The sequence below is a fragment of the Terrabacter koreensis genome (assembly GCF_054783315.1).
Genome location: NZ_BAAGQU010000005.1, coordinates 225,358 through 238,628 on the forward strand (window position 1 = coordinate 225,358; position 13,271 = coordinate 238,628).

Genomic DNA, 13,271 nt, shown 5'->3' on the forward strand with positions numbered 1-13,271 from the left:
TCGAGGGATGGCAACAGTGGTTCTGCACGCAGTGGTGTCGGTCGACGGCTTCATCGCCGGCCAGGACGACGACCCGGGCCCGCTCTTCGACTGGTACTTCAACGGCGATCAGCCAATCGCCGACGAGGCCGGTGAACGGCAGCACGCTCGGTTCCGGGTGAGCGCCGCCTCCGCGGGGTACACCCGCGCGTTCTGGGACAGCATCGGCGCGACGATCATGGGCCGGCACCTGTTCGACCTCACCAACGGCTGGGACGCCAATCCGCCGGCGGGCGAGCACCTCGTCGTGGTGTCGAACCGGCCGAAACCCGAAGGGTGGCACCCCCAGGCCGACGTCCCCTTCTTCTCGGACGTGACCGAGGCGGTCCAGGAGTCCAAGCGCCGCGCCGGCGACCGGGTCGTCGCCATCTGCGCCGGCGACGTGGGCGGGCAGGCGCTCCAGCTCGGGCTGGTCGACGAAGTCGCCATGGACGTCGTCCCCGTGGTCATGGGCGCGGGCAAGAAGTACTTCGGCGGGCTCACCGGCCAGCACCTCCTCGAGGACCCCTCGGTCGTCATCCAGGGCGACCGGGTCCTGCACCTCCGCTACCCTGTCCGCCGCTGAGACGAAGACATCCCCGCACGACGCTACCCAAGGGGGACTCGCGGCGGATGGACGCGGTTATCTCGCTCGCGCTGGCGCGGTCTGCAGTCCGAGTCTCATCGGACTTGTCGGTGTTAAGGCGCCCTCCGAGGGCGCGGCACGTCTACTCGGTGGCGAATATGGAGACTGGTGATGCCGTGCCGCGTGGTGGGTAGGTGAGTGGCACGCCCCGGCCGTGTGACACCTCGCGCAAGGTGTCGAGTGCGGCCGGGGCGCTTTTGGTCACGGGACTGCCGTTCTGGCGGCTGCCTTGCGCTGAAATTCCTTCCGGAAAGCCGAGCGTGCTGTTCGGGGCGAACTGCATCGGCGTCGATGTTCCCGGAACGTGAGGCGGGTCGGGCCGCCTTCTATGGCGGACGCCGCCTGCGTGGGCTGGTGCTCGACCGGCAGTCATGTGTCACTGTCGCTTGCCGTCGGCGTGGGCCGCTCTGGCCCCGCTCACCCGACGGCGAGCGGGGCTGTTCGTCGCGTGGAGGCGGTGGGCGTGTGGAGAACACCCGGAAAGGCCTGCGTCGCCCTCGCGTGGGGAGGAGAATCGGGACGTGAAGATCTGGCCCCTTTCGTGCCACGTCATGGGGTGGCACCAGTTCCGCAGGAAGCCTGGGGACAAGGAGATGCTGGTCTGCCAGAGGTGCGGCAAGCAAGAGCTCGTGTGGACGAAACGCATGCGTGACAAGGCCGACAACCCCTGGTCCTGACCGTGCTGCGGGCGGCGACGGCCTCGTGCTCTCGCCGCGCAGCGCCATCATCCGCGCGAGCGCAAGGTCCGGTGCTCACCGAAGGCCCGATGCGGCATACGCGGCCTCGATCATCGCGGCATTGCCGACCGCCCCCTCGGCGTTCGTCGTGACCGCCCGGCCGTTGCGCCCGCGCTGGCGAACGCCTCGACGTGGCCGCGGCCGGCTCGACGATCGACGGGGGAGCGAGGCGTGACGCTCCGAGGACCCCGATCCGCAGTGCGGCTCTGCCACGACCTCCGCCATGGTGCTCAGATACCCCTTTCCGCCTCGACCAGGGTGTTCGCCGCGAAGCGCAGACCCTCGAGCTGGTCGAGCTCCTGGTCCTCGTGCTCGATGTTGACGGGCATGTCCGGGTCGATCTTGTGCAGGGCGCGCAGGAACTCGGTCCAGTACGCCGTGTCGTGGCCGCGCCCGACCGCGACGAAGTCCCACGACGCCGTCCTCGGCCAGCCCGACAGCGTCGAGCCGCCGCCGAGCGGCAGGTAGCCCGGCTCGCCCTCGGCGACGCGGTAGAAGCTGTCGTCGATGACGCCGTTGACCTTCGCGGCCTCGTTGATCCGGGTGTCCTTGGCCGCTGCGACGTAGACGAGCGAGCCGAGGTCGGCCACGGCGAGCACCGGGTCGATGCCCTGCCAGAAGAGGTGGCTCGGGTCCATCTCGGCCCCGACGTGCGTGGCGCCGACCTCCTCGACGAGGCGGTGCAGCGTGCGCGGGTTGAAGACGACGTTGCCCGGGTGCATCTCGATGGCGACCTTGACGTCGGCGTCGGCCGCACGCGACTGGATGTCCTTCCAGTACGGCACCGCGACGCTCCACTGGTGGTCCTGAACATCGAGGAACGGGCTCCACCACGGAAGCGGGTTCCACACGGGCACAGAGGTGCCCGGCTCACCGCCAGGCGCGCCCGACATCGTGATGACACGTGGGACGCCGAGCAGGGCGGCGAGCTCGATCGAATCGATGAGGTCCTGCGAGTGCGGGAAACCGGCTGCCGGGTGCAGCGGGTTGCCGTTGCAGTTGAGGGCCGTCAGGGTCAGGCCGCGCGAGCTGAACTCGCCGAGGTAGTCCTGTCGGGCCTGCTCGCTCGACCGGAGCTCGTCGACGGGCAGGTGGATCGGAGGCAGGAAGCCGCCTGAGTTGATCTCGACGCTGGTGAGCCCGAGGCTCGCGATCAGGTCGAGGGCCTCGGGGAGGGTCTTGTCCGCGAGGCAGGCGTTGTAGGCGCCGAGCTGCATGGTGGTGGTCCTTTCGTGACGTCGTCGTCGACGGGCTTGAGGGAAAGTCGTTGAGGGAGAGGGGGTTCAGGGTGCAACGGAGATCGTCGCGCCCCCGGCTGCGGCCGACCGCGACACGGCGTCGATGATGCGGAGGTCGCGCACCCCGTCCTCGAACGGCGCGACCGGGGGCAGGCCCTTGATGCCGGCGACCTGCTCGAGGAAGGCGCGGGCCTGGTAGCCGAAGAGGTCGCCGACCCCGTAGGAGACGCCCGGGAAGTCCATCGGCAGACCGCCCTTGACGTAGGGGTGGGCGGGCCCGGCGAGCACCTGGTTGTAGCCGTCGAAGCCGTCGTCGCGCAGCTTGCGGATGACGCTGAACTCGGCGGGTCGGTCCATGTCCCACTTGACCCCGCCGTGCTGCGCCATGATGTCGAAGGCGAGCGAGTTGGCGTGTCCGGGAGCGATGCGCGAGATCGAGAACGTGCCGACGGCCCCGCTCTCGAAGTGGGCGGTGAAGGTGGCGACGTCGTCGTTCTCGACCGGCTCGCGCACGTCGGACAGCTCGGCCTTGGCGTGGCCGTAGGTCGTGCCGAGCGGCACCGCGCGCTCTGCCACCTTCGTCGTGAACGTGCCGCCGCTGACCGAGGTCATGGGGCCGCACAGGAACTCGGACAGGTCGATGAGGTGGCTGCCGATGTCGGCGAGGGCGCCGGTGCCGGGGCCACCCTTGTAGCGCCACGCCATCGGCACCTGCGGGCTGAGCGCGTAGTCGCACCAGTAGCGCCCGTTGAAGTGCGAGATCTCGCCGAGCTCCTCGCGCAGGAGGTCGCGCGCGGCCGCGACGGCCGGCTGGCGGCGGTAGACGAAGCCGACGCCCGTCACCTGGTCGGGGTGCGCCTGCGCGGCGGCGACCATGGCCTCGGCGTCCTCGAGGCTCGCGGCGAGCGGCTTCTCCGAGAGCACGTGCTTGCCCGCGGCGAGCAGCGCCTCGGTGATCTCGCGGTGCAGGTGGTTCGCGACGACGACACTGACGACCTGCACGCCGTCATCGTCGAGCAGGTCGCGCCAGTCGGTGCTCGACCGCTCGTAGCCATAGCGGGTCGCCGCGTCTGCGGCCACGTTCGCGTCGGCGTCGACCACGGCGGCATACCGGATGGGCGGCAGCGGCGGGTCGAACAGCGTGGGTGCGGTGCGGTAGCCGGCGCAGTGTGCGCGGCCGGCCATGCCGGCGCCGATGACGGCGACGCCGATGGGGGACGTGGTCATGATGTGCCTCTCTGAACACCGTGTGCGTGCGCTAGCCTTAAAGCGCTTTAAGAGAGTGTGCTGGGCAGTCCTCCGCGCTGTCAACACTTTGTGCTGACAAACTGTCGTCACCTTCCGTCCCGAGCCCGAGGAGCCGAATGCCGTCCCGCCCGTCGCGCCCGCGTCTCGACGACGTGGCCTCCGCCGCCGGCGTCTCCACCGCCTCGGTCTCGCTCGTGCTGCGCGGCCGACCCGGTCCCTCGGAGGCGACCCGCGAGGCCGTGCTCCGAGCCGCGTCGCAGCTCGGCTACCGGCCGGACCGCACGGCCAGCCTCCTCGCCCGGAGGCGCACCCAGCTGCTCGGCGTGACGATGGACGTGAGCAGCCCCTTCCACGCCGAGCTGCTCGAGGACCTCCAGGCTGCCGCCGACGAGCGCGGCTACGACCTCGTCGTCAGCCCGCTCACCCGCACACGCGACGAGCGGCGCGCCGTCGAGATGCTCCTCGACTTCCGCTGTGAGGCGCTGCTGCTCCTCGGCCCGACGTCGTCGGAGACCGCTCTCGCCGAGCTCGCTCGCGACCACCACGTCGTCGCCCTCGGCCGGCGCGTCGACGTGCCGGGTGTCGATGTCGTGCGCGCCGCCGACGACGTCGGTGTCGGCCTGGCCGTCGAGCACCTCGCGGCGCTCGGGCATGCATCGGCCGCCTTCGTCGACGGCCCGCGCGGCGCGATCGCCACCCTGCGCAGGCAGGGGTTCCGCACGGCGACCCGGCGACTCGGCGTCACGGCATACGTCGTCGGCGGAGGAGCGACGGAGGAGGCGGGGCGGGCCGCGGTCGCCGAGCTGCCCGACGCCACCGGCCTCGTGTGCTTCAACGACCGCGCAGCGCTCGGCGTGCTCGCCGGACTGCGTGCGCAGGGTCGCGACGTGCCGGGCGACGTGTCTGTCGTCGGCTACGACGACAGCCCGGTCGCGCGGCTCGCCACCATCGACCTCACCTCGGTGAGCCAGGCCACCGAGCCGATGGCGGTCGCCGCCGTCCAGGCCGCGACGCAACGCCTCGACGAGGGGCGGGACGAGGCCGTCGACATCGTGCTCGAGCCGCACCTGGAGGTGCGCAGCACGACCGGTGCTGCACCAGCGACCTGATCCCCCGACCCCGAGTGCTCGTCAGCTGGTCAGCGCCTCCGTGACGAGGGCGGCGAAGAGCGCCGGGTCGTCGACCCACGGGAAGTGGCCGGCGCCCTTCTGGACGACGCACCGGCCGTCGCCGAAGAGGTCGGCGATCCGCCGGCCGGTCGCGGGTCCGGGCGCGAGGTCGAGCTCGCCGACGACGACCCGGACCGGTGCCTCGACCGCCCCGAGTGCGCGGTTGCCCTCGGCCGGGTCGGGCAGCCCGGCCCAGAAGGCCGCCGTGCCCTCTGCGTTGCGCTGCGCGCCGTCGGACTCGGCGTGCCGGCGTGCGGCGTCGGTCCACTCGCAGTAGAAGAACGGCGACATCGCCTGCCGGGTGGCGGGAGTGGGGCTCTCGGAGGCGAGCGCCGCGCTCGCCTCACCGAACCACGGCTCGTGCGCCCGCAGCTGCACCCGCTCGGCCCACTCGGCCTCGGTGACGTCGATGCCGCTGGCGGGTGTGACGAGTACGAGCCGGCGGACGCGCTCGGGGTGCCGCGCGGCATACAGCTGGGCGACGAGGCCGCCGGCCGAGTGGCCGAGCAGGTCGAACGTGTCGAGGCCGAGGTGCCGGCGCAGCGCCTCGAGGTCGTCCGCAAGACGCGGCGCCGCGTAGGCCGTCGGGTCGCCCGGACGGGGGGATGCGCCGGTGCCGCGTGGGTCCGGCACGACGAGCGAACGCCCGGCTCTGACGGCGAGGCCGCCGAGCGTGCCGACGGGGCCGAGGCCTTCGGGCGTGTCGAGGTAGGCGGGGTCACGGGCCGGACCGCCCGGCCAGACGACGAGCGGCTCTCCCTCCCCTTCGATGCGGTAGGCGAGCTCGGTCCCGTCGTACGACGTGTAGGTCGGCATGCGTCAACCGTGCCAGACCCACGGATCGCGCTCTCAGCCAGGGGTTTCCGCTGTCCGATGGGCTCGCTGCAGGATGCCCCCCGGGTCAGCGTGCGACGTCGGCTGCGGCGAGAACGACGAGCTCGGCGACCTCTTCGGGATGGGTGAAGAGGTTGTTGTGCGACCCGTTCAGCAGCGACGTGCGCACGCTCGGTGCCTGGCGCGCCGAGCGTGCGAGCAGGTCGAGCCAGTCGACCGGTGCGAACGCGTCGTCGACACCCGCGGTGAGCGTCAGCGGGAGACGTAGGTCGGGGATGCGCTGCTCGATGGCGTCGTGCAGCCCTGAGTGGAGCATCGCGACGATGCCCGTGCGGCCGCGGTAGAGCTCGGTGGGGTCGACCTCGTCGGGCCGGTCGTGGCGGTACGCCCGCGGCACGGCCGCCGCGAGCCGGACCAGCCGCCGTTGGTCCGGGGTGAAGGTCGGGCCGGCCATGACGAGGGCGACGTCTCGTCGGCGTGCGCTGAGAGCGAGCGCAGCAGTGAGGGCGGCCTGGGCGCCGGTCGAGTGCCCGAGCACGAGCACCGGGCGGTGTGGCGCCTGCAGCTCGATCCACCGGGCCGCGGTCATCCCGATGGCGTGGACGGTCGGACGCGTCGGCCGCGGCCGGCTGGAGCCGAACCCGGGCAGGTCGAGCACGGTGCACTTCAGACCCCGCGCTGCAACGGTTCGTGCCGTCGGCCGCGTGTAGAACGGCAGGCCGAGTCCGGGGAGGATGACGACGAGCGGACTCGTGTCCGTCAGGTGCTGGCCGAAGGCCATCGAGTGGACGATGCGCCCGCGGACGTCGGAGTGCTGGTCTCTCACGTCTGCGACGACATCGGAGGGCGTCACGAGGCCTCGCCCTGAGGAGGCGCTGCAGTGCTGCGGCGCACGACGAGCTCCGGCTCGACGACCGCGCCGTCCGGCGTGGGGCCCCCCTCCGGCCCGGTCGCACCGTCCAGTCGCGACGTGACGGCCCGAACGGCCTCGGCCCCCAGCCGCGCGGCGTCCTGGCGCACGGTCGTCAAGGCGACGTGGGGGTAGGCCGCCTGCTCGATGTCGTCGAAACCGACGACCGAGACGTCCTCGGGGACTCGTAGTCCGGCCTGCCGCACGACGTCGACGAACCCCAGCGCGCACCGGTCGTTGAAGGCGGCGACGGCGCTCGGCCGCTCGCCGCCGAGCGCGAGGAAGGCCGTGGCCGCCCGTGCCCCGTCGAGCTCGGTGAGGCCGCCGTCGAGCACGACCTCGTCCAGCCCGGGGCTGACCCGCAGTCCGCGCCGATAGCCGTGTCGCCGCTCGGCGGCGCCCGGCGCCCGGCCCCCGTCGAGCAGGGCGATCCGCTGGTGGCCGAGGCCGCGCAGGTGCTCGACGGCGAGCCGCAGCCCGAGCGCGTCGTCGGTGCGCACGACGTCGACCTGCGCCTCGCGCACGGGGCGCAGCAGGCTGACGACGGGCAGCCGTTCGCCCAGTCGCCGCAGGTCGGTCGAGGCCAGGCCGCTTCCGACCAGGACGAGCCCCTCGCACCGCTCGGCGAGCAGGGTGTCGACCGCCGCCCGGTCGTCGCGGACCGGGGTGACGCCGCTGAGCACGATCTCGTACCCTGCCGAGTCGGCTTCGGAGTAGAGGCTGCCCAGGATCTCGCCGTGGAACGCGTGCCCGACGGCGAAGGTCACACCGAGCATCCGGGTGCGCCCACGACCGAGGCGGCTCGCCCGTGTGTCGGGCCGGTAGTCGAGCTCGCGCGCCGCCTCGAGCACCCGGGCCCGCGTCTCGTCAGAGGCGCCGGTGACGCCGCGAAAGACGATCGAGACGAGCGCGCGCGAGACGCCCGCCCGCGCAGCGACGTCCTCCATCGTCACCCGTCTCCCCGTCATGGGTCCAGAGTCTAGAGCGCTCCAGAGATTCTGCGCAGAATGCTTGACGAACAGTCGGGCGAGGCTCTTCACTGGACTACTAGAGCGCTCTAGTCAGCGTGAACCGAAGGAGCTTCCATGACCACGCCCGCCCCCGTCCGCATCGGCCTCATCGGCTGCGGCCGCATCGGGACCCACCACGCCACGACCTTCTCGCTCCGGCTGTCCGAGGCCGAGCTCGTCACGGTCGCCGACCCGTTCGAAGCCAACGCCCGACGACTCGGCGACGACCTCGGCGTCGACTGGCTCACCGACCCCCAGGCCCTCATCGACGACGAGCGCATCGAGGCCGTCGCCATCACCTGCGCCAGCACTGCGCACGCCGACCTCGTCGTGGCCGCCGCGCGAGCAGGCAAGGCCGTCTTCGTCGAGAAGCCGATGGCGATGACCCTCGCAGACGCCGACCGGGCGATCGCAGCGGCCGAGGCGGCCGGCATACCTCTGCAGGTCGGTTTCAACCGGAGGTTCGCCCGGGACTTCGCGATGGCCCACGAGGCGGTCGCGGCGGGGCGCATCGGCACGCCCCAGCTGCTGCGCTCGCTCACCCGGGACCCCGGCCTCGCCGACCCCGGGGCGGTGCCGCCGTGGACGATCTTCACGCAGACGCTCATCCACGACTTCGACGCGCTCAACTGGTTCAACGCCGGCGCCCGCGCGGTCGAGGTGAGCGTCATGGCCGACGCGCTCGTCGCGCCGCACTTCAAGGACGCCGGGCTGCTCGACACCGCCGTCGTCACGATCCGCTACGACAACGGCGCCATCGCGGTCGCAGAGGCGAGCTTCTCCGCGGCCTACGGCTACGACGTGCGCGGCGAGGTCTTCGGCTCGGCCGGCATGGTGCAGGCCGGCAGCCCCGCGCACCTGACGACCTCCCTCTGGACGGCCGACGGCGTCGCCGCCCCCACCGCGCGCCAGGACACCGACCTCATGGACGACGCGTATGCCGCCGAGCTCGCCGCGTTCTGTCGCGCCGTCCGCGCGGGCGGGCCCACGCTCGTCGGCGGACAGGATGCCCGCGCTGCCCTCCGGGTCGCCCTCGCCTGCATCGAGGCCTGCGAGACCGGCTCGACGGTCGCCGTGCGCGACGCCGACCGTGAGGTCGTCGCATGAGCGCCCCTGCGCCACAGTCCGGTTCTCCCTTCACACTGGCCGTCAGCTCGGAAATGGTCTTCGTCGACCTGCCCGTCGTCGAGCGGGTGCGCCGCATCCACGAGCTCGGCTTCGCTGTCGAGATCTGGGACTGGACCACGCACGACATCGACACGCTCGTGGCATTGCGTGACGAAGGCGTCGTCTACTCGTCCATGACGGGCTACGTGCGCGGACGCCTCGCCGACCGTGAGGGCGCCGACGAGCTGCTCGCGACCGCTGCCGAGTCGGTGCCGGTCGCCCAGCGCCTCGGCATCCCGCGGCTCAACCTGCACGGCACCGGCCTCGACGGCCGCGGCCTGCCCGTCGTGCCGTCCGCCGAGGTGACCGGGCCGATGTGGCTGCGGGCCCGCGAGACGCTGGGCCGGATCGCCGAGCTGGGGGAGCGCGAAGGGGTGCAGTTCGTGCTCGAGAACCTCAACACCGAGGTCGACCACCCCGGCACGCCGTTCGCGCGGGCGACCGACTGCCTCGCGCTCGTCGAGTCGGTCGGGAGCCCGCACCTTCGCCTGATGCTCGACCTCTACCACGCCCAGATCGGCGAGGGGAACCTCATCGAGCTGTGCCGCCGGGCCCTGCCGTGGATCGGCGAGATCCAGGTCGCGGACGTGCCCGGGCGATGCGAGCCCGGCACCGGCGAGATCGCGTACCCCGCGGTCGCCCGCGCGCTCGCCGACATGGGCTACCGCGGCACCGTCGGGCTCGAGGCCTGGGCGTCCGGCGACCCGGAGCTGGCGCTCACGCGTTTCCGCGACGCCTTCACCCTCTGACCCCGCCTGCCGTTCGAGGTATCTCCGCGTCACATCTGACGCGCACATACCTCGAACGGGGCTGGGGTCGGGGGTCAGTGCGTGCGGCGCGCCTCGGCCTGGGCCTCGAGCCGTCGGTGCAGCTCGTCCGCGCACGTCCCGTCGGCCAGGGCTGCCAGCACCACGTCGGCCTGGCTCGGCGGTGCGAGGCCGCCGATCGGCTGGTCGCGGTCGAGGTTCGTCGGGAACGCGTAGCCCTCGGCGCTCGCCGCCACGACGTTCGCGACCTCCGCCCCGGTGAGGCGTCCCGCCCGGGCCGCCACCAGCGGCGGGAACACCGCCTCGACGACGCGCTGCCGGTCGACGCTCTCCATGGCGCGCCCGAACGCCGACGAGATCTGGAGCAGGTTCGCCATGCGGCGGATGTCGCGGGAGTGGTTGGAGCCGGCGGCGTGGAAGAGCGCCGGGTTGAAGAAGACGGCGTCGCCCTTGGCGAGCGGCAGCTGCACGTGGTGCTCGACGAAGTACGCCTGGAACTCGGGGCGCTGGTACGCGACGTAGCCGTGCGCGTACTTCTGGCTGTGCGGCAGGTAGAGCGTCGGCCCCGACTCGACGGGCATGTCGCAGTGGGCCACGGCTCCCTGCAGCGTCAGCACCTGTGACAGGGCGTGCACGTGCGCCGGATAGCGGGCGCACACCTCGTCGCTCTGGAAGCCGAGGTGGTAGTCGCGGTGCACGGTCTGGCCGGCGCCGCCCGGGTTGACGACGTTGACCTGCGACGTGACCTGGTAGCCGGGGCCGAGCCACGCGGTCGCCGCGAGGGCCACGACGTCGTTGGCGTAGTAGTCGACGAAGGCCTCGGGGTCGGTGACGGCGAGCTTCTCGAGCGCGTTCCAGACGCGGTCGTTGGCGCCGGGCTTGCCGAAGTGGTCACCGGACTGCATTCCGGCAGAGCGCTGCTCGGCGATCATCCCCTCGAAGGCCGCGGTGACCCGGTCGACCGTCCCGGCGGTGAAGGCGTGTTCGAAGACGACGATGCCCGGCCCGTCCGAGAGGGCGCGGGCCAGCTCCGCGAGCAGGTCACGCCGCGCTGCCGCGTCATGGCGTATGCCGTCGAGCCCGGTCATGTCGTAGACGACCACGTCGCGCTCGAGCCGGGTCGCGTGCGGGTAGTCGCCGGGTCGCGTGCGGTCTGCGAGGACCGCGAGCAGGTCCTCGAGGCGACAGTGCTCGGGGAGCAGCCAGTGCGGGCTGTGGCGGCTGGTGGTGGTCACGACGTCCTCCTCGACGGGTGCGGGCCCGGTGGTGGGCCTGCTCCCAGCATGCGAGTCAGGTGCTGGCCTGCGGTCGCGAGAACCCATCAAAAACCCATCAGGCGCCATAGCCTCGGCTCATGGCCCCACGTCCGTCCCGACCTCACCGCGTGCGCGACATCGCAGAGCAGGCGGGCCTGTCCGAGGCGACGGTCGACCGGGTGCTCAACGGCCGAGGCACCGCGAGCGTCCGCGCGGTGCGCTCCGTCGAGCAGGCGCTCCTCGACCTCGACCGGCAGCAGTCGCAGGTGCGCGTCGCGGCGAGGACCTTCATCGTCGACGTCGTGATGCAGGCGCCGGAGCGCTTCTCGGCAGCCGTCAGGGCGGCGCTCGAAGCCGAGCTGTCGGGCGCGCGGCCCGCAGTCCTGCGGGCCCGGTTCGACCTGCGCGAGAGCGCCGACCCGGCGGCAGCGGTCGCCTCGCTCGATGCCGTCGGACGCCGGGGCCGCCTCTCGCACGGCGTGCTGCTCAAGGCGCCGGACGACCCGGACGTCGCCGCCGCGGCCCGCCGGGTGGCAGCCCGTGGCATCCCCGTCGTCACTCTGGTCACCGACGTGCACGACTCCGGGAGGGCGGCCTACGTCGGGCTGGACAACGCCGCCGCGGGCCGGACGGCCGCCTACCTCGTCGCACGCTGGACCGGGCGCTCGCGCGGGACGGTGCTCGTGACGATGAGCCGGTCGTCGTTCTACGGCGAGCGCGAGCGTGTCGAGGCGTTCGTCGGTCAGCTTGCTCGGGAGGCGCCGACGCTGCGGACCACCGTCGTCAGCGACACCGACGGCCTCGACGTTACGCTCGCGCGGGCGGTCCGGGAGGCGCTCGCCCGGGATCCGCGCCTCTGCGCCGTCTACTCCGTCGGCGGCGGAAACCGAGCCATCGCAGCCGAGTTCGAGCGCATCGGTCGTGAGTGCCGGGTGTTCGTGGCGCACGACCTCGATGTCGACAACGTGGACCTGCTGGCCGGCGGGATGCTGCACGCCGTGCTGCACCACGACCTCCGCGCCGACATGCGCCGGGCCCTGCGCCAGGTGCTCCGGGCCCACCGGGTGCTTCCCGGTGCGCCGACCTCGGTGGCGGCGAACGTCGAGGTGGTGACACCGCACAACCTGCCGGCGCGTCTGCTGCCGACGTGACCGGTCAGGCCGTCCGCTCCAGGGCGACCGCGACGCGTTGGGCGGCCTCGCGCCAGTGCTCGTCGCTCCACACGGCGCTCGTCGAGTGGCCGTCGCACACGCCACACGGCTCGCCGCCGACCTCGCCTCGTCGGGGCGGCTCGGGCACGACGCGGGGCGCCGGCGCCCGGGACGCGAGTGGTGGTGCCCACGGCAGCGTGTCGAAGCTCGTCGGCGCGAGGCTGCTCGTCGGGACGGTGGTCTCGATGTCGTTGCCCATGCCTCGAGCATCGCGCCGGGCGCACGAGCCGCACTTGATCGTTCTCGCCCTCTCGCAGACCCGGCGCGAGGGCTCAGCGGACGACGAGGGCGATGGCAGAGACGACGGTGGCGGCGAGCACCGCCTGGTCGAACCGGCTCTGGCTGAGGCGCCGCGCCGTGTGCAGCCCCAGCCAGGTCCCCACGAGCACGAAGGGAACCAGCAGGGCGGTGCGCCGCACCGTGTCGGCATCGAACAGCCCGAGCCCGGCGCTGAAGGGGAGCTTGCACAGGTTGACGCCGAAGAAGAAGAGCGCGCTCGTGCCGAGGAACCGCAGCTTCTCGACCCCCTGTGCGACGAGGTAGAGCGTCATCACCGGCCCCGCGGCGTTCGCCGTCATCGTGGCGAACCCGGCCGCGGCCCCCGTGCCGATGGCCGCGGCGCGTGAGGCGCCCACCCTCGAGGTGTCGGTCGAGCGCCAGGTGAGCACGAGCTGCAGGGCGGCGAGCACGAGCAGGAGCACCCCGATCGAGCGCCGCAACATCGTGTCGTCCACCCAAGCGAGGAAGAGGGCGCCCAGCGCGAGCCCGGGCAGCACGGCGGGCACGAGCTGCCGGATGAGCCGCCAGTCGGCGTCGTGTCGGTAGTGCCACACCGCGACGGCGTCGCCGACGATGAGCAGCAGCAGGATCGCGGCGGTCGACTCCCGCGTGGGCAGCACGAACGCGAAGATCGCGACCGCGATGCTGGCGACGCCCCCGATCGCGGTCTTGGCGAAGCCCACGAGCAGCGCGGCCACCGCGAGCAGCACCAGCGCCGACACCGTCATGGCACGCGAGCGTATGCCGCCCTGCCGTCCTCGTGCGGCGCCGTCCACCCCTG

13 protein-coding genes are annotated in these 13,271 nt (G+C 72.5%); 5 read left to right on the plus strand and 8 right to left on the minus strand.

The window, feature by feature from the left end; translation table 11 throughout:
* Positions 1 to 7 precede the first annotated feature (7 nt).
* Positions 8 to 604 (plus strand): dihydrofolate reductase family protein, encoded by a 597-nt coding sequence (locus ACYVNR_RS13330; RefSeq protein ID WP_461048507.1) that lies wholly within the window; start codon positions 8 to 10, stop codon positions 602 to 604.
* A 1,027-nt stretch (positions 605 to 1,631) separates the two neighbouring features.
* Here ACYVNR_RS13330 and ACYVNR_RS13335 read toward each other — a convergent pair.
* Together ACYVNR_RS13335 and ACYVNR_RS13340 are read right to left on the minus strand one after the other, a co-directional pair.
* Complete coding sequence (locus ACYVNR_RS13335; RefSeq protein WP_461048509.1) at positions 1,632 to 2,618, minus strand: sugar phosphate isomerase/epimerase family protein; 987 nt, start codon at positions 2,616 to 2,618, stop codon at positions 1,632 to 1,634.
* 66 nt (positions 2,619 to 2,684) lie between these two features.
* On the minus strand, positions 2,685 to 3,866 hold the full coding sequence (locus tag ACYVNR_RS13340; RefSeq protein ID WP_461048511.1) for a Gfo/Idh/MocA family protein: 1,182 nt from the start codon (positions 3,864 to 3,866) through the stop codon (positions 2,685 to 2,687).
* Positions 3,867 to 4,003: 137 nt separating this feature from the next.
* Between ACYVNR_RS13340 and ACYVNR_RS13345 the strand changes: the two genes are divergently transcribed.
* The gene (locus ACYVNR_RS13345) at positions 4,004 to 4,996 is read left to right on the plus strand and encodes a LacI family DNA-binding transcriptional regulator (protein ID WP_461048513.1); all 993 of its coding nucleotides are present in this window, start codon (positions 4,004 to 4,006) and stop codon (positions 4,994 to 4,996) included.
* 21 nt (positions 4,997 to 5,017) lie between these two features.
* Here ACYVNR_RS13345 and ACYVNR_RS13350 read toward each other — a convergent pair whose 3' ends face one another.
* From ACYVNR_RS13350 to ACYVNR_RS13360, 3 genes are all read right to left on the minus strand, one after another.
* Entirely contained in the window at positions 5,018 to 5,872 is an 855-nt protein-coding gene (locus ACYVNR_RS13350; RefSeq protein ID WP_461048515.1) for an alpha/beta fold hydrolase, read from the minus strand.
* 85 nt (positions 5,873 to 5,957) lie between these two features.
* Positions 5,958 to 6,716 carry an alpha/beta fold hydrolase gene (locus tag ACYVNR_RS13355; RefSeq protein WP_461048517.1) on the minus strand — a complete coding sequence of 253 codons (759 nt, stop codon included), beginning with the start codon at positions 6,714 to 6,716 and terminating at the stop codon, positions 5,958 to 5,960.
* A gap of 23 nt (positions 6,717 to 6,739) precedes the next feature.
* The gene (locus ACYVNR_RS13360) at positions 6,740 to 7,768 is read right to left on the minus strand and encodes a LacI family DNA-binding transcriptional regulator (protein WP_461048519.1); all 1,029 of its coding nucleotides are present in this window, start codon (positions 7,766 to 7,768) and stop codon (positions 6,740 to 6,742) included.
* Between the two features lie 117 nt (positions 7,769 to 7,885).
* Here ACYVNR_RS13360 and ACYVNR_RS13365 point away from each other — a divergent pair, with 117 nt between their 5' ends.
* Both ACYVNR_RS13365 and ACYVNR_RS13370 read left to right on the plus strand, forming a co-directional pair.
* Positions 7,886 to 8,917 carry a Gfo/Idh/MocA family oxidoreductase gene (locus ACYVNR_RS13365; protein WP_461048521.1) on the plus strand — a complete coding sequence of 344 codons (1,032 nt, stop codon included), beginning with the start codon at positions 7,886 to 7,888 and terminating at the stop codon, positions 8,915 to 8,917.
* Positions 8,914 to 9,726 carry a TIM barrel protein gene (locus ACYVNR_RS13370; protein WP_461048523.1) on the plus strand — a complete coding sequence of 271 codons (813 nt, stop codon included), beginning with the start codon at positions 8,914 to 8,916 and terminating at the stop codon, positions 9,724 to 9,726. Before ACYVNR_RS13365 ends, ACYVNR_RS13370 begins: the two co-directional genes overlap by 4 nt.
* Positions 9,727 to 9,800: 74 nt before the next feature.
* Here the strand turns inward: ACYVNR_RS13370 and ACYVNR_RS13375 are convergent, their stop codons facing one another.
* Positions 9,801 to 10,979, minus strand: coding sequence for a phytanoyl-CoA dioxygenase family protein (locus ACYVNR_RS13375; protein ID WP_461048525.1), 1,179 nt, complete (start codon positions 10,977 to 10,979; stop codon positions 9,801 to 9,803).
* Between the two features lie 119 nt (positions 10,980 to 11,098).
* Between ACYVNR_RS13375 and ACYVNR_RS13380 the strand changes: the two genes are divergently transcribed.
* Positions 11,099 to 12,151: a LacI family DNA-binding transcriptional regulator gene (locus tag ACYVNR_RS13380; protein ID WP_461048527.1), complete on the plus strand. Its 1,053-nt coding sequence runs from the start codon at positions 11,099 to 11,101 to the stop codon at positions 12,149 to 12,151.
* 4 nt (positions 12,152 to 12,155) lie between these two features.
* On the opposite strand, the gene ACYVNR_RS13385 is transcribed toward ACYVNR_RS13380, so the two are convergent.
* Entirely contained in the window at positions 12,156 to 12,410 is a 255-nt protein-coding gene (locus ACYVNR_RS13385) for a hypothetical protein (RefSeq protein WP_461048529.1), read from the minus strand.
* 73 nt (positions 12,411 to 12,483) lie between these two features.
* Positions 12,484 to 13,218 carry a sulfite exporter TauE/SafE family protein gene (locus ACYVNR_RS13390; RefSeq protein ID WP_458799286.1) on the minus strand — a complete coding sequence of 245 codons (735 nt, stop codon included), beginning with the start codon at positions 13,216 to 13,218 and terminating at the stop codon, positions 12,484 to 12,486.
* Positions 13,219 to 13,271: the final 53 nt, after the last annotated feature.